Origin of the sequence: Paractinoplanes deccanensis (genome assembly GCF_016862115.1) — a bacterium.
GTDB lineage: Bacteria > Actinomycetota > Actinomycetes > Mycobacteriales > Micromonosporaceae > Actinoplanes > Actinoplanes deccanensis.
Genome location: NZ_BOMI01000202.1, coordinates 15,280 through 30,968 on the forward strand (window position 1 = coordinate 15,280; position 15,689 = coordinate 30,968).

Below are 15,689 nucleotides of genomic sequence, written 5' to 3' on the forward strand. Positions count from 1 at the left end.
GCAGAATGAGCGGCGTGCGAGAAGTGGTGGACGGGGTCTTCGAGCTGAGCCTGGGCGTCGTGAACGTGCATGTGGTCGTCACCGACGACGGCGTGGTGCTGGTGGACACCGGCCTGCCGCGCAACGTCAAGCGGATCGACCGGGCGCTGCGCGGCCTGCGCAAGTCGATCGGGGACGTGCGCGCGGTGCTGCTCACGCACCACCACTTCGACCACGTCGGCACGGTCGCGGAGATCCGCCGGCGGTCGGGCGCGCGGGTCTTCGCGCACGCCGCGGACGCGCCGGTGATCACGGGAGCGATCCCGCGCGAGACGCCGGCCAAGGGCATGGCCAAGCTCGCGGCACGCCTGATCGGCAGCCCCGAGCCGACCAAGCTCGACCAGCTGATCACGGGCGACGAGACCAGCCCGCTGCCCGGCTTCACCGCGCTGCACACCCCGGGCCACACGCGCGGCCACCTGTCCTACCTGCTCGACCGTGACGGCGGGGTGCTCTTCGCGGGCGACACGGCGAGCGGCACGCGCGACGGCAAGGTGACGCTCGGGCCCACCCAGGCGTCGGTGGACCCGGCCGAGCAGGGGCGCAGCCTGCGCAAGCTGGCCGGCTACGACTTCGAGCACGCGCTCTTCGGGCACGGCCCGGCGGTCAGCGGCCGCGCGGCCGAGCTCCTGCGCGCCTATGCCGGCGGCTCAGACGGCGGCTCAGACGGCGAGGGGGAAGGGCGGCCCTGACACCGGCCGCGCGAGGCGCACCAGCTCGTCGTCCTCGACGGGCAGCGGGGCCGCGCCCGCCCCGGCGATCGGGCGGGGCCGTCGCGGGACGTGCGGCCCGGAGCTGCCGCCCCGGCCGGGATAGACATAGAGGCCGTGCACCGGGTCGGGCACCGCGTCGAGGGCCGCCGTGACCAGCGGCAGGCTGCGGTACGCCGTCCAGCGCTCGTCGGTGAGGAAGGCGACCTCGAACAGGACGCCCCACGTGTGGGTGTGCCACTCCCACTGGTAGGCACCATGCGTGATGGCGGCCTCCGTCAGCGCTGTGCCCAGCCCGTCGCGCCAGGCGCGCGCGGAGCCGCCGGGCCCGTCCAGGACCTCGATCGACCACCAGCGCAACTCCATGGACCGACTGTAGACCCGCTGCACAAGATCTGACAGCAGAAAAAACGATCAAGAAAGGCGCCCCGAATTGGGGAGGCCGATCTTCCTTTTCCCTCGGCCGATCGGCTGGTTGCGCCGTTACCGGGCGCGTTCGAAGGTGTTTACGGAAATCGCGAGAATCGAGCGCGTCTGTCGAGGGGGACAGGATGAGAATCGCGCATGCGCTGAAAGCGTCGGCGGCCGCGGCGACCGGCCTGCTGACCGTATTCGCGGGGGTTCCCGCATATGCCGGGGGCGGCAGTCACGGCGGCCCGCCGCCCATTCGCACGATAACGAAGGGCCTCGACGGGCCGTTCGGGCTGGACGTGACCTCGTCGCGGCACGCCCTGGTGGCCGAGGCCGACACGGGCGAGATCACCTCGGTCGACCTGCGCACCGGCCGCCAGCGCACGGTGATCTCGGGGCTTCCGGCCCCGGCCGGGGTGGCCACCGACGGGCACCGCATCTACATCGCCCTCGGCGGGCCGAACGAGGAGGGCGCGCCGCCGCCCTCGAAATACAAGCCGGCCTCGGTGCTGGTCGCCGACAAGAACGGCAAGAACGTCCGGGTTCTGGCCGATCTGATGAAGTACGAGCTGAAGTACAACCCGGACAGGCAGAAGCAATTCGACGCCAAGGGCAAACCGTACGACGCGCTCACCAACCCGTTCAGCATGACGTACACGAAGTGGGGATTGCTGATCGCGGACGGCGGCGCGAATGACGTTCTGCGGGTGAATCCGCGTACCGGAAAGGTCTCGACCTTCTTCGTGCCGCCGAACCCGAAGACCAAGGAATGCCTCAAGCCGGGCGCGCAGGCCAACCCGGGCACCAAGGGCTGCGACTCGGTGCCGACCGGCGTCGTCGCCAGCGGCCGGTACGTCTACGTCTCGACGCTCGGCGCGGAGCAGCCACGGGCCGCGGCCATCTGGAAGCTCGACGGCCGCACCGGCCGCGTGCTGAAGGTCTGGCACGGCTTCACGTCGCTGACCGGTGTCGCGGTGGCGCCGAACGGCACGCTCTACGCCTCCGAGGTGCTCTACGGCATGCCCCCGGGCCCGCCGCCGGCGGACTTCGACCCGTCGAAGGTCGGCCGCCTCACCCGCATCCAGCACGGCAAGGTCACGCACGCCCCGGTGACCATGCCGACCGGCATCGAGTACTTCGGCGGCAGCCTCTACGCGACGTCGTGGAGCATCGCCGGCTTCCTCCAGATCAAGCACGCGGGCCAGCTGGTGCGGGTCAGCCCCTCGGCGTTCCGCTGAGCCTTCCGGAGAGGGGGCGGCCGCGCCTCTCCGACCGGCGCCGCCCCCGGCCGCCGGGGTGACGATCACGTCACCCCGGCGGTTTCCGCCTGCCCGGGCTCCCAGGCTGCTTTTGTACGATCGCCGCGCCGTTTCCCGACCTCAGGAGCGTTCGTCTTGCCGCAGCCGTACCGCGTGTTCCGCATCGCCGCCGTCGCCGAGGCCTTCTCGTGGGCCGGCCTGCTCGTGGGCATGTATCTCAAGCACATCGCCGGCACGACGGAGATGGGCGTCTTCATCTTCGGCCGGGTGCACGGCGCGCTGTTCGTCGTCTACATCGTCGCGGCGCTCTGGACGGCCCGCGCCGAGCGCTGGTCCCTGTTGCGTACTTTGGTGGGCCTCGCGGCTTCCATCCCGCCTTTCACGTCGCTGATCTTCGAGCGCTGGGTCGCGAAGCGCCGGCCGGCCTCGGCGCGCCCGGAGGAACTGACCCCCGCGGCCTGAGCGCGAATAGGGCATTCGTCCCCGAAATGGCGCGAAAATCCACTCGGAGAGCGCGATCCTTTCAGGGTCCGATTAAACGTGTTGTCGGCTGAGCGCGCTCCCAGGGAAGGTCATTCCACCGGGTCGGCCACGAGCCGGTCGTGGATTGTGGGCAATAACGGATATGCCGGTATCGGGGGTGCGTATCCGGCCCGGAACCGTGACTCGCTCGTGGCGACACCAGGCAATCGATCATCCGTGCGGTCTCCGGCGCCGTACGGACCTTTGTCGTGTGATCCGACTGCCGCCCTCCCGCGGCGCCGGTTAGAATCGCCGCCTTACATCCGACTTTTTCTGCTCGCGAGCGGGCACAGCGATGGGGGCGACTGGGGGCCGACGTGTTGCGGATTCACTTCACGCCCGAAGACGTCGGCCGGGTGCGGATCGCCGCCGAGCCCGACCCGCTCTGGGAGACCGTTTTCAGCGTGTGGCGCATCCGCCGCCCGGGTCCCGAGCTGATCTTCGGGCGCTGGCGGGGCCACGCGCTGCGCGCCAGCCGCCGCGACGACCTCGAGCTGCTGTTGCCGCTGGTCCAGGGCGCCTACTACCCCGACTTCCTGACCCCGGCCGAGGCCGCGCAGGGACTGCCCGCGGGCCTCGAGGCGCTGCGCTCGACCCCGGCGACCCGGCTGCGCGACGAGATGCGCGAGCTGGTGCGCACCGGCGGGCCCACCCCGCCGTGGATGGCCCGCCTCGCCGACGGCGACCGCGACACCCTCGACCGGCTGGCCGGCGCCCTGCGATCGCAGTACGAGAGCGCCGTCGCCCCGTTCTGGGACCAGGCGCGCGCCCACGTCGAGGCCGAGCGCTCCCGCCGCGCCCGCGTGCTGCTCGACCAGGGCGCCGAGGGCCTGCTCGACAGCTTCCGCCCGCGCATGCGCTGGGAGCCGCCCGTGCTCGAGGCCGACGTGCCGTTCGAGCAGACGATCCACCTCGACGGGCGCGGCCTGCTGCTCGTGCCGTCGTACCTGTCGTGGGGCACCCCGGACGTGCTGCGCGACACCACCCTGCCGCCCGTGCTGGTCTATCCGATCGAGCACGACCTCACGCTGCTGGCCGGCCCGCGCAACGGCGACGGCTCCGCGCTGGCCGCACTGCTCGGGCGCACCAGGACCAGCCTGCTGGAGTCGCTCGGCGACCCGCGCACCACCTCCGAGCTCGCCCGCCGCGTCGGCGTCAGCGCGGCCAGCGTCAGCCAGCACACGGCCGTGCTGCGCGAGGCCCGCCTGATCACCACGAGCCGGGCCGGCAAGGCGGTCGTGCACACCCTCACTCCGCTCGGAAGTGCCCTTTTGAGTGATCTCGCCTGACTTCTATGATCGAGTGATGTAAATCACTCGATGAGGAGTACGGGGAGGGCGCCATGGCAACGGACGTCGAAGGCCGCCTGCTCGGCGGCGGCACCTACCGCAGTCTGGGTGAACAGCAATTGTCCCCGGCCGAGGAACGCTTCGAGCGCGGCCGCCGCACCGTCGGCCTCTTCCTCGCCCCGATCGTCACCATCGTCTTCCTCGCCCTGCCGCTGAGCATCCCGCCCAGCCAGCAGGTGCTCGGCGGCGTCCTGCTCGGGGTGATCATCCTGTGGGTCACCGAGGCGGTGCCCATCCCCATCGGCGGCCTGATCGGCGTCGGCCTGATCGTCGTGTTCGGCGTCGCGGAGGCGTCCGACGTGCTCGCGCCGTTCGGCTCGTCGACGGTCTTCACCTTCATCGGCGCGTTCATCCTGGCCCAGGCGATGCTCAAGCACGGCGTGGCCCGCCGGTTCGCGTTCCGCATCCTCTCGCTGCCGGGCATCGGCCGCTCCACCGTCCGGGTCATCGTCGCGTTCGGCGTCATCACCGCCCTGCTGTCGGCCTTCGTCTCGAACACCGCCACGGTCGCGATGCTGCTGCCCACCGCGCTCGGCATCCTCGCCGTGATCGCCAAGATGATGCAGGACCGCGGGCTGGCGGGTGAGGGCTTCGACCCGACGCGGCTGCGGGTGGGTGCCGCGCTGATGCTCATGCTGGCGTACGGGGCGAGCGTCGGCGGCCTGCTCACGCCCGTCGGCACCCCGCCCAACCTGATCGGCCGCGGCCTGATCGAGGAGGCGACCGGCGAGCGCATCTCGTTCGCCGAGTGGATGGCGATCGCCGCCCCGATCTGCCTCTGCATGTTCGCCGTGCTCGCGCTGGTCCTGCTGCTGATCAACAAGCCCGAGGTGCGCCGCATCGAGGGCGTCGAGCAGTACATCGCCGGCCAGCGGGCCGAGCTCGGCAAGTTCAGCCCGGCCGAGCGCAACACCGTGATCGCCTTCGCCGTCACGGTCGCGCTCTGGATCTTCCCGGGCATCGTCGCGCTGGTCGCCGGCACCGAGTCCAAGGTGTACGACGTGGTCAGCGGCCGCCTCAACGAGGGCGTGGTCGCCGTGCTCGGCGCCTCGCTGCTGTTCCTGCTGCCCACCTCGTGGCGCGACCGCGAGTTCACGCTCAACTGGAGCGACGCCCAGCGCATCGACTGGGGCACGATCGTGCTCTTCGGCACCGGCATCATCTTCGGCTCGCTGCTCGCCGACACCGGCCTGGCCGAGCGGATCGGCACCTCCAGCGCGGACGCCCTGGGCCTGAGCAGCACGTTCGCGATCACCGCCTTCGCCGTGGTGCTGGCGATCGTGGTCTCCGAGACGACCAGCAACACCGCGTCGGCCGCCGTGGTCGTGCCGATCATCATCCCGATCGCCGCCGCGGCCGGCATCAACCCGCTGGTGCCGGCGCTGGCCGCCACGTTCGCGGCGTCGTTCGGCTTCATGCTGCCGGTCTCCACGCCGCAGAACGCGGTGGTCTACGGCTCCGGCGTCGTCCCGATCACCACGATGATCCGGTCGGGCGTCTCCTTCGACGTGCTCGGCGCGATCCTCATCCTCCTGCTGCTGCCGCTCATGGTGGCCGCGGTCGGGCTCGGGTGAGCGCGATGCCGCAGCGCATCGCCGTCATCCCCGGCGACGGCATCGGGGTCGAGGTGACCTGGGCGGCCCGCCAGGTGCTCGACGCGGTCACCAGGAAGCACGGCGTCCCCTTCACCTACGACGAGTACGACTGGTCCTGCCAGCGCTACGCCGCCGCGGGCGAGATGATGCCGGCGGACGCGATCGAGCGGCTGCGGCCGTACGACGCGATCCTGCTCGGCGCGGTGGGCTGGCCCGGCGTGCCCGACCACGTGTCGCTGTGGGGCCTGCTGATCCCCATCCGGCGCGCGTTCCGGCAGTACGTCAACCTGCGCCCGATCCGGGTCTTCGAGGGCGTCCGGTCGCCGCTGCGCGACGCCGGGCCGGAGGTCGACTTCGTGGTGATCCGGGAGAACGTCGAGGGCGAGTACAGCGAGATCGGCGGCCGGCTCAACCGGGGCTTCCCGGACGAGTTCGCCGTGCAGGAGTCCGTGTTCACCCGCCCCGGCGTCACCCGGATCGCGCGGTTCGCGTTCGAGCTGGCCGCGACCCGCCGCTCGCACGTGACCTCGGCGACCAAGTCCAACGGCATCGTGCACACCCTGCCGTTCTGGGACGAGGTGGTCGCCGAGGTCGCGGGGGAGTTCCCGGGGGTACGGACGCAGAGCGAGCACATCGACGCGCTGGCGGCCAAGGTCGTCCTCGATCCGGGGCGGTTCGACGTGATCGTGGCGTCGAACCTGTTCGGCGACATCCTGAGCGACCTGGCCGCCGCGGTCGCGGGCAGCATCGGCATCGCCCCGTCGGCCAACCTCGACCCGACCCGCACCCACCCGTCGATGTTCGAGCCGGTGCACGGCTCCGCGCCGGACATCGCCGGGCAGGGCATCGCCAACCCGGTCGGCGCGGTCTGGTCGGCCGCGCTGATGCTGGAGCACCTCGGCCATCCGGCCGCGGCGGCGGACGTCATGGCCGCTGTCGAGGCGACGCTGGCGGCCCCGGAGACCCGCACCCGCGACCTCGGCGGCACCGCGGACACCGCGGCCGTCGTGTCATCGCTGGTTGCCCATCTGGGCTGATCTCCGACAGAAAGGTACCTTCTCGGCCGGAGAGCGCGGTGTCCTGGAGCCTCAGGACGGGGGAGGAGAACGATGACTGACGACGCGGTGCTCGTGGTCGGCGGCGGCATAGCCGGCCTGGCGCTGGCGTGTGCCCTGCGGCAGCGGGACGTGCCGTTCGATCTGGTGGAGCGCGACCCGGCCGCGGCCGACGGCGGCCTGGCGATCAACCTGCCGGGCAACGCTGTCGCGGCGCTGGGCGCGCTGGGCCTGCGCGCGGGGCTGGAGAAGGTGGGCCGGCCCACCCGCCGCCGCGAGTACCGGTCGTCGCGCGGGCGGGTGCTGTTCGCGGTCGACGAGGACGAGTTCTGGGGTCCCGACGCGCGGCCCCGGTGCGTGCGCCGCAGCGACCTGCACGCGCTGCTCGCCGAGGACATCCCGGTCCGGCACGACAGCGTGGGCACGGTGGAGCTGGAGCCCTCGGGCGTGCGGGCCGGCGGCCGCCGGTACGGCTTCGTGGTGGGCGCGGACGGCGTGCACTCGGCCGTCCGCGAGCAGGTGTTCGGCCGCGCCGGCATGCGCTCGGCGATGCTGAGCCGGGCGAGTTGGCGCTTCATGGCGCCGAACCCCGGGGTGGACTGCTTCACCGTGTGGTCCGGCGCCGAGGGCGCGTTCCTGATGATCCCGGTCGACGAGACCGAGGTGTACGTGTTCGCGTCCGCCACCCGCGGCGGCCCGGTCGACCCGGACCCGTCGTGGCTGCGGGAGACCTTCGGCGGCTACCCGGACAAGGTGCGGGCGGTGCTCGACAGCCCCGGCCGGCTCTACCACTCGCCGATCGAGGAGGTGCGCATCCCCACCTGGCACCGCGACCGCTGCGTGCTGATCGGCGACGCGGCGCACGCCACCGCCCCGGTGTGGGCACAGGGCGGCGCCCTGGCGATGGAGGACGCGATCGCGCTCGCCGATCTGCTCGCGGACGGGGCGTGGGACGCGGTGGGCGCCCGCTACGAGGAGCGCCGCCGCGAGCGGGTCACCCACGTGCAGGCCGTCACCGACCGGTTCTCCAAGGTGGCCGGCCTGCCCATCCGGCTGCGTAACATGCTGCTGCCGGTGATGGGCCCGATCTCGTACAAGGCCGCGTACGGTCCGTTGCGCTGAGATCGGGCCCTCGTCTCAGGCCACCGTGGCGGGGAACCGCTCCCAGACCCGGTGCGCGGCCATCAGCTGCTGCACCTCGGTCAGCGCCGCGGCGGCCGACTCGGCGGCGACGACCCCCGGCGTGCCGGCGATGCCGGCCTGCTGGAGCGCCTCGGTGCCCTCGCCCCACGCGCCGATCGCCTTGGCGTGCCGCCACGCCTCGTCGAGCAGCAGGACCACGCGCGGGTCGACCGAGGTCGCCGCGCCGGCCTTGTCGTCGCGGGCGGGGATCGCGTCCGGCGCCGGGACGGGCGCGGCACCCACCAGGATCGCGTCGAACTCGATCGAGCGGGCGGTGGCGAAGGTGCGCTGCACCGGCAGGCCGCCGACCTTGCCGCCGTGCGGAGCGATGATCAGCGGGACCATCCCGGCGGTCTGGATCGCCGTGCGCACCTCGGCCAGGCCCGGCACGTCGGTGCCGTCGGGGCCGACCACGATGCCGACGATCCGGCCGTCCGGCGGCCACTCCCCGCCGACCTGCGACAGCGCGGGGCTGGGCGCGGGCTCGGCGAGCTCGATGGTCGGCTTCGGCGCGGGCAGGCCCAGGCCGGTGGCGACCTCGGCGCAGAGCACCGGGTCGATGTTGGCCAGCGACTGGAGCTGGCGCTCCTTGATCGCCTGCTCGTAGCACTTGCCCAGCTCGAAGGTGTACGCCCGGATGATGTGCTCCTTCTCGACCGGCGACATGCTCAGCCAGAACAGGCGCACCTGGCTGTAGTGGTCGTCGAACGAGGCCGGGTTCTGCCGCACCTTCGGCGCCTCGGCGACCCGCACCGGCACGTCGAGGAACGCGTTCTCCTTGTCGCCCGCGGTGAACGGGTTGCCGCCGTCGAGCGAGTTCGGCCGGTAGGGCGCGACGCCCGCGTGCACCGCGTGCTGGTGGAAGCCGTCGCGCAGCATGTCGTTCACGGGAGCGTGCGGCCGGTTGATCGGGATCTGCGAGTAGTTCGGGCCGCCGAGCCGGGTGAGCTGCGTGTCCACGTACGAGAAGAGCCTGCCCTGCAGCAGCGGATCGTTCGTCACGTCGATGCCCGGGGGCAGGTGGCCGAGGTGGAACGCGACCTGCTCGGTCTCGGCGAAGAAGTTGCGCGGGGTGCGGTTGAGCACCAGCTTGCCGACGCGCTGCACCGGGGCCAGCTCCTCCGGCACGATCTTGGTGGGGTCGAGCAGGTCGATGCCGGCGAACGTCTCCTCGGGTGTGTCCGGGAAGACCTGGATGCCCAGCTCCCACTCGGGGAATGCGCCGGCCTCGATGGCGTCGTAGAGGTCGCGGCGGTGGAAGTCGGGGTCGACGCCGGCCGCGATCTGGGCCTCCTCCCAGGTCAGCGAGTGCACGCCGAGCTTGGGCTTCCAGTGGAACTTCACCAGCACGGTCTCGCCGGCGTCGTTGATCAGGCGGAACGTGTGGACGCCGAAGCCCTCCATGGTCCGGTACGAGCGGGGGATGCCCCGGTCGGACATGTTCCAGATCGTGTGGTGCTGGGCCTCGGTGTGCAGCGAGACGAAGTCCCAGAACGTGTCGTGCGCGCTCTGCGCCTGCGGGATCTCGCGGTCCGGGTGCGGCTTGCCGGCGTGGATGATGTCCGGGAACTTGATCGCGTCCTGGATGAAGAAGACCGGGATGTTGTTGGCGACCAGGTCGAACGTGCCCTCGTCGGTGTAGAACTTGGTGGCGAAGCCGCGGGTGTCGCGCACGGTGTCGGCCGAGCCGCGCGAGCCGAGCACGGTCGAGAAGCGCACGAAGACCGGGGTCTCCTTGCCCTTCTTGAGGAAGCCGGCGCGGGTGACCCCGTCCGCGGTGCCGTAGCCGACGAAGACGCCGTGCGCCCCCGCGCCGCGCGCGTGCACGACGCGCTCCGGGATGCGCTCGTGGTCGAAGTGCGTGATCTTCTCGCGGAAGTGGTGGTCCTGCATGAGGATCGGGCCGCGCGGCCCGGCCTTCAGCGAGTGGTCGGTGTCGCGCAGCCGGGCGCCCTGCGCCGTGGTCAGGTATTCGCCCTGCTGGCCCTTGGACTCGGCCGGCGCGCCGGTCACCGCGCCCGTGGGCGTCCGCGTCTCCGGCGCGCCCTGCTCCTTCTTCGCCGGCAGGGGATCGTGGGGGGTCGTGGGCTCCGCCACGGTCGGCGGAGCGCTGCCCGGCGCTCCGGGCACCGGAGGTGTCAGGACGTCCGCCACTTTGGCGGCGGCGGCCTCCACCACGTCTTTGATCTTCTCAACGGGCTTGCTGGCTTCCATTTGCGTAGATCCTCCGGAAGTGGCGGATTGCGACGGCTTCCGGGGTACCCGCGCCAGGGCGTGGTAAACGGTTTCTGGAATGACTCAAGAGCCGTCTAGAAGAAGTCTCCGAAGTCGCCGGGCCCTCCGCCGGGACCGCCGAAGCCGTGGTGGCCGAAGAGCGCGTCGAAGATCATCATGCCGCCGAGCGCGCCGGCGCCGGCCGCCAGCGCGGTCTTCCACCACGGCGTCGAGTACCAGCCCGCGGGGACCGGGCGGCCGCCCACGTGGCCGCCGGGGTAGTAGTACGGGGTCCGCGAGCTCGCCTGCGGACCGGCCCAGTAGGTCTGCCCCTGGACGGTCACTCGCCGGTCGGCGTCCAGCGTGCCGGTGGCCCGGCCGGCCGCGGGGAACTCGGGGCCGGCGTCCAGGCCCATCGCCTGCCGCGCGGCCCGCACGTAGGCCAGCCCTTCGAGGGCCGTCTCGCGCGCCATCTCGTACTGCCTGACCGTCTCGGCCCGGGCCAGCTGCCCGCCCGCCGCCTGGTGCCGCTCGGCCGCGTCGGCCAGCGCCTGCCGCGCCGCCGGGTCCGGGCTGCTCAGGTTGACCAGCTGGCCGCCGAGGCGCTCGTACCATCGCTGCGCCTCCGCTCGCGCGTCCGAGAGCGTGTGCTGGTGTTGTCCGCTTGTGCTGCGCCGGCCGGAGAAGACGAGAAGAGCACCGACTCCGAACAGCAGCGCCAGAACCAGAAGTGCCATGTCTCGACGCTAGGGCGCCGCGCTGTGCGCTCCCTATGCCGCCGCTGTGTCTAGATGACGGTCAGGTATCGGGCTCGTGACGGTCGTTACACGGGCTTTCCCCGCGACCGGGCGCGCCGCTATGGTCGGTCGATGTCCCATCAGCCTATGGGATATCTAGGTAATAAGGGTGCTTCTTGATCGAGATTAAGGGACTCCGGAAGACATACCGGAGCCGCGGGCGGGAAGTGCGCGCCGTCGACGGCGTCGACCTCACGGTCGGCGAGGGTGACGTCTACGGCGTGCTCGGGCAGAGCGGCGCCGGCAAGAGCACGCTGCTGCGCTGCGTCAACATGCTCGAACGCCCCGACGCCGGCACGATCACCGTCGGCGGTGTCGACCTGACCGCCCTCAACCGCAAAGGGCTGCGGCTCGCCCGGCACGGCATCGGAATGATCCACCAGCACTTCGCGCTGCTCTCCTCCCGCACGGTCGCCGGCAACATCGCCTTCGCCCTGGAGGTCACCGGCGTGCCCCGATCCGCCCGCAAGGAACGCGTCGCCGAGCTGATCGAGCTGGTCGGCCTCGGCGGGCGCGCGGACGCGTACCCCGCGCAGCTGTCCGGCGGGCAGAAGCAGCGGGTCGGCATCGCCCGCGCGCTGGCCGCCCGCCCTCAGGTGCTGCTCTCCGACGAGGCGACGTCGGCGCTCGACCCGGAGACGACCGACTCGATCCTGCGGCTGCTGCAAGACCTCAACCAGCGCCTCGGCCTCACCATCCTGCTGATCACCCACGAGATGGACGTCGTGAAGAAGATCTGCCACTCGGCCGCGGTGATGCGCGACGGCGCGTTCGTCGAGTCCGGCCCGGTCGCCGAGCTGCTGCACCGGCCCGGCTCCACCCTCGCCCGCGGCCTCTTCCCGCTCTCCGCCCCCGCGACCCTGCCCGGCCGCACGGTCGTCGACGTCACCGTCAGCGGCCCCGACGCGGACACCGCGCTGACCGGCCTTGCCCGCAACTTCGACATCTCGCTGCTCGAAGGCTCGGTGGAGACCCTCGCCGCGACCCGGGCCGGCCGGTGGCGCATCGCCCTGCCCGAGGACGGCACGGCCGCCGTCGAGTTCCTCCGCGCGCGCGGCGCCCAGGTGGAGGCGGCGGCATGACCTGGTCCGAAGTCTTCGACCTGCTCTGGGTGGGCCTGCAGGAGACCGCCTGGATGGTCCTCGTCTCGACCGTGCTCACCGCGGTCGGCGGCCTGCTGCTCGGCGTCCTGCTGGTGCTCACCGCGCCCGGCGGGCTGCTGTCCGCGCCGCCGCTCTACTCGGTGCTCGGCCTGATCGTCAACATCACCCGGTCGCTGCCGTTCATCATCCTGCTGGTGGCGGTCATCCCGTTCACCCGCGCCGTGGTCGGCACCACCATCGGCACCGACGCGGCGATCGTCCCGCTCACCATCGGCGCCATCCCGTTCTTCGCCCGCATCGTCGAGGCCGCGCTGCGCGAGGTCCCCAACGACGTGATCGCCGCCGCCACCGCGATGGGTGCCAGCCGCGGCCAGATCGTCGGCAAGGTGCTGCTCCGCGAGGCCCGCCCCGGCCTGGCCGCCGGCCTCACCATCACGGTGATCGCCCTGGTCGGCTACTCGGCGATGGCCGGCGTGGTCGGCGGCGGCGGCCTCGGCGACCTGGCCATCCGGTACGGCTACCAGCGCTTCGAGACCGAGGTGATGGTCGCGACGGTCGCGGCGCTCGTGGTCTTCGTCCAGCTCGTCCAGATGGCGGGCGACCTGCTCGTCCGCCGGCTCTCCCACAAATAGAAAGGTCCATCTCGTGCGCCGCTTCGTTTCCGTGCTGGCCTCCGCGACGCTCCTGCTGGGGCTCGCGGCCTGTGGCTCCGACGACGACTCCGCCTCCGCCTCCTCGGACACGCTGAAGGTCGGCGTCAGCCCGGTCCCGCACGGCGAGATCCTGAAGTACGTGGCGGACAACCTCGCCGCCGCCGAGGGCCTGAAGCTCGACATCGTCGAGTTCAACGACTACATCCAGCCCAACGTGGCCCTCCAGGAGAAGCAGCTCGACGCCAACTACTTCCAGCACATCCCGTACCTGGAGGAGGAGGTCGCGGCGAAGGGCTACAAGTTCACCCCGCTCAAGCCGGTGCACATCGAGCCGCTCGGCGTCTACTCCAAGACGGTGAAGTCCCTGGCCGACGTCCCGTCCGGCGGCGTCGTGGGCATCCCGAACGACCCGTCCAACTCGGGCCGCGCGCTGAGCCTGCTCGCCAAGAACAACCTGATCACCCTGAAGGACGGCGTCGGCGTCAAGGCCACCGAGAAGGACATCACGGCCAACCCGAAGAACCTGAAGTTCAAGGCGCTCGAGGCGGCCCAGCTGCCGCGCAGCCTCGAGGACACGGCGCTCTCGGTCATCAACGGCAACTACGCCATCGAGACCGGCCTCAAGCCGGCCACCGACGCGCTCGCCCTGGAGACCGCCGACAACAACCCGTACGCCAACCTCCTGGTGGTCCGCACCGGCGACGAGACCGACGCGCGCGTGCAGAAGCTGGAGAAGCTGCTGCACAGCCCCGAGGTCAAGAAGTTCATCACGGACAAGTACCAGGGCTCGGTCCTGCCGGCCTTCTGATCCGCCGCGGGCGCTGGATCCCCACAGGGCATCCAGCGCCCGCGGTAGTGAGCTCGTCGGCGGTGGGAGTCTGGAGACCTTTCGTGCTCGTCGGTGTCAGCCATCGAGCCGATCGCGGTTGAGGGTGCCGGCGCGCTCGAGCACGGCGGCGGGCGCCTTGGCCACGGAGCCGCTGTCGTACGGCGGCTGCGGGTCATACTCGGTGTAGAGCTGGATCGCCTGCGCCGTGGTGTCGTCGGTGAGCAGAGCGGCCAGATGCAGGGCCATGTCGATGCCGGAGGAGACCCCGGCCGAGGTGATGATCCGGCCCTGCCGGACCACCCGGTCGCTCGTGTACGCCGCGCCGTAGCTCTGCAGGTCGCCGACCGACTCCCAGTGCGTGGTCGCGGTGAGCCCGTCGAGCAGCCCGGCGGCGCCCAGCACCTGCGAGCCGGTGCAGACGGAGGTGGTGAACCGGGTGGTGGCGTGTATCCGGCGCACCCAATCGAGGAACTGCGGGTCGGCGATCACCTTGTGGGCGCCGCCTCCGCCGGGGATGAGCAGCACGTCACACGACTCGACGTCGGAGTACCGCGTGCGCACGTCGACCGGCAGCGCGCCCAGCGCGTCGGTGAGAACGCCCGGTTCCGGTGCGACGAAGCGCACCTTCGCGCCTGGCACATAGGCCAAGATTTCGTACGGGCCGATCGCGTCGAGCGGTTCGAAGCCCTCGAAGAGCACGATGACGATATCCATGGACAGCACCCTATTGAACGACACCGCTCGACAAGGAGCCAGTACACATTGTTGTCCTGCCCGGCCCAGGAAAGGGCGATCTGGGGCCTCGACCAGTTCCGGTTGAAGGCGCCACGGGCTGAGGGCGCTCTGGACGGCGACGGGCTGCCCCACACGTGCGGCGATGCCAGGCCGTTGGGGTAGGGCCCGTAGATCTGGTTGCTGTTGCTGCCGAGCCAGTCCAGGTAGGCGGATTCGCCGCCCGGCAGAGCGACCACGGCCGGAGGTTGGCCGTTACGCGTCACGACGTTGCTGGGTGCCTGCCAGAACTCGCCCAACCCGACGAATTGGCCGCCGCTGATCGACAGGCCGGCGTAGTTGCATTCCCTGTCGCCCAGGACGGTGCAGGACCGGGGTGAGGTACGCGTCGGCGGCGCTCTGCCGGCGGCCGTCGACGATGCTCAGGTCGACCGGGGCGAAGAGGGCTGGCTCACCCGGCCTACTACACCCTGGTCTACGGGCGCGTGCGGCTCGGCCCGGCGGCGGCATGGTGAGCAGCGCGATGGCCCTGCGGGCGGCGCTCGATCAGGACAGGCGCCGCTCAGCCCCGGTGAGCGGACCCTGCTGCTGGAATGGCTCAACCGCCTGGCCGATACGTCACGGCGCTGACTTCGGTGACGGGTCCTGGCGCAGGGCGCGCAGATACCGGCGGCGATAGGCCCGCTGGGCGAGCAGCAGCACCGGGAAGGCCCACCCCCAAGCGCCCTGCGCCGGGCGGGTGAGGGAGCGCAACGTCAGCCACACCCGGCCGTCCGGGGTGCGGTGGGCTATGAAGGCCTCCTCGCCGCTGACCGGGTGGCCGTGTTCGGTGCCGTAGGCGAAGCCGCGGCGGTCGGGCCGGTCGACCACGGCGACCACCCGCACCGGCTCCCGGATGCGGAGGGGGCCGATGTGGGCGGTCAGCAGGTAGTGGGCTCCTTCCGTTGCTCGCGCGGCCGGGAGAACGGTGAAGCCGCTGCGGCGTTTGACCTGCCACTGCATGACCGCCTCGGACACCGTCTCCCACGGTGCGGCGCCGAGGGCGACGGTTCGCTCGAAGCTCCGGTAGCCGGCCGGCCGGGAGAGCCAGGGATCCTCGGCCGGCCGGGTGGCGCCGACGTCGTCGTAGGTGAGTCCGGGCACCGGCTCAGTCTGGCGAACAGCGCCGGGCTATTCGGCGGAAAGCGCCGCAACGCCCCGGTCGGCGGGGTGGAAGACCAGCCGGGACTGGTCGTCCGA

15 protein-coding genes are annotated in these 15,689 nt (G+C 71.5%); 10 read left to right on the forward strand and 5 right to left on the reverse strand.

Annotation, left to right across the window (positions count from 1 at the left end):
• Positions 1-14: 14 nt before the first annotated feature.
• A complete protein-coding gene (locus Ade02nite_RS47005) occupies positions 15-731 on the forward strand; it encodes an MBL fold metallo-hydrolase (protein ID WP_239169581.1) in 717 nt (238 codons plus the stop codon).
• Here the strand turns inward: Ade02nite_RS47005 and Ade02nite_RS47010 are convergent.
• Entirely contained in the window at positions 702-1,115 is a 414-nt protein-coding gene (locus tag Ade02nite_RS47010) for a hypothetical protein (RefSeq protein ID WP_203777950.1), read from the reverse strand. The two genes, Ade02nite_RS47005 and Ade02nite_RS47010, sit on opposite strands and share 30 nt — an antisense overlap.
• A gap of 185 nt (positions 1,116-1,300) precedes the next feature.
• On the opposite strand from Ade02nite_RS47010, the gene Ade02nite_RS47015 reads away from it, so the two are divergent.
• From Ade02nite_RS47015 to Ade02nite_RS47040, 6 genes are all read left to right on the forward strand, one after another.
• Positions 1,301-2,398 carry a ScyD/ScyE family protein gene (locus Ade02nite_RS47015; RefSeq protein WP_203777951.1) on the forward strand — a complete coding sequence of 366 codons (1,098 nt, stop codon included), beginning with the start codon at positions 1,301-1,303 and terminating at the stop codon, positions 2,396-2,398.
• Positions 2,399-2,554: 156 nt separating this feature from the next.
• On the forward strand, positions 2,555-2,881 hold the full coding sequence (locus Ade02nite_RS47020) for a DUF3817 domain-containing protein (protein ID WP_203777952.1): 327 nt from the start codon (positions 2,555-2,557) through the stop codon (positions 2,879-2,881).
• Positions 2,882-3,258: 377 nt separating this feature from the next.
• Complete coding sequence (locus Ade02nite_RS47025; protein WP_203777953.1) at positions 3,259-4,230, forward strand: ArsR/SmtB family transcription factor; 972 nt, start codon at positions 3,259-3,261, stop codon at positions 4,228-4,230.
• A 53-nt stretch (positions 4,231-4,283) separates the two neighbouring features.
• A complete protein-coding gene (locus Ade02nite_RS47030) occupies positions 4,284-5,864 on the forward strand; it encodes an SLC13 family permease (protein WP_203777954.1) in 1,581 nt (526 codons plus the stop codon).
• A 5-nt stretch (positions 5,865-5,869) separates the two neighbouring features.
• Positions 5,870-6,922, forward strand: coding sequence for a tartrate dehydrogenase (locus tag Ade02nite_RS47035; RefSeq protein WP_203777955.1), 1,053 nt, complete (start codon positions 5,870-5,872; stop codon positions 6,920-6,922).
• Positions 6,923-6,994: 72 nt separating this feature from the next.
• On the forward strand, positions 6,995-8,062 hold the full coding sequence (locus tag Ade02nite_RS47040) for an FAD-dependent monooxygenase (protein ID WP_203777956.1): 1,068 nt from the start codon (positions 6,995-6,997) through the stop codon (positions 8,060-8,062).
• A gap of 15 nt (positions 8,063-8,077) precedes the next feature.
• On the opposite strand, the gene Ade02nite_RS47045 is transcribed toward Ade02nite_RS47040, so the two are convergent.
• Together Ade02nite_RS47045 and Ade02nite_RS47050 are read right to left on the reverse strand one after the other, a co-directional pair.
• On the reverse strand, positions 8,078-10,336 hold the full coding sequence (locus tag Ade02nite_RS47045) for a catalase (protein WP_203777957.1): 2,259 nt from the start codon (positions 10,334-10,336) through the stop codon (positions 8,078-8,080).
• Positions 10,337-10,431: 95 nt separating this feature from the next.
• Positions 10,432-11,073: a hypothetical protein gene (locus Ade02nite_RS47050; RefSeq protein ID WP_203777958.1), complete on the reverse strand. Its 642-nt coding sequence runs from the start codon at positions 11,071-11,073 to the stop codon at positions 10,432-10,434.
• A gap of 227 nt (positions 11,074-11,300) precedes the next feature.
• Between Ade02nite_RS47050 and Ade02nite_RS47055 the strand changes: the two genes are divergently transcribed.
• From Ade02nite_RS47055 to Ade02nite_RS47065, 3 genes are read left to right on the forward strand one after another with little or no spacing between them, the layout of a single operon-like run.
• Positions 11,301-12,215: a methionine ABC transporter ATP-binding protein gene (locus Ade02nite_RS47055; protein WP_203777959.1), complete on the forward strand. Its 915-nt coding sequence runs from the start codon at positions 11,301-11,303 to the stop codon at positions 12,213-12,215.
• Positions 12,212-12,868: a methionine ABC transporter permease gene (locus tag Ade02nite_RS47060; protein WP_203777960.1), complete on the forward strand. Its 657-nt coding sequence runs from the start codon at positions 12,212-12,214 to the stop codon at positions 12,866-12,868. The genes Ade02nite_RS47055 and Ade02nite_RS47060 overlap by 4 nt, the downstream gene beginning before the upstream one ends.
• A 13-nt stretch (positions 12,869-12,881) precedes the next feature.
• Positions 12,882-13,697 (forward strand): MetQ/NlpA family ABC transporter substrate-binding protein, encoded by an 816-nt coding sequence (locus Ade02nite_RS47065; protein ID WP_203777961.1) that lies wholly within the window; start codon positions 12,882-12,884, stop codon positions 13,695-13,697.
• 96 nt (positions 13,698-13,793) lie between these two features.
• On the opposite strand, the gene Ade02nite_RS47070 is transcribed toward Ade02nite_RS47065, so the two are convergent.
• Entirely contained in the window at positions 13,794-14,432 is a 639-nt protein-coding gene (locus tag Ade02nite_RS47070) for a DJ-1/PfpI family protein (protein ID WP_203777962.1), read from the reverse strand.
• 636 nt (positions 14,433-15,068) lie between these two features.
• Entirely contained in the window at positions 15,069-15,593 is a 525-nt protein-coding gene (locus Ade02nite_RS47075) for a DUF1990 domain-containing protein (RefSeq protein WP_203777963.1), read from the reverse strand.
• Positions 15,594-15,689: the final 96 nt, after the last annotated feature.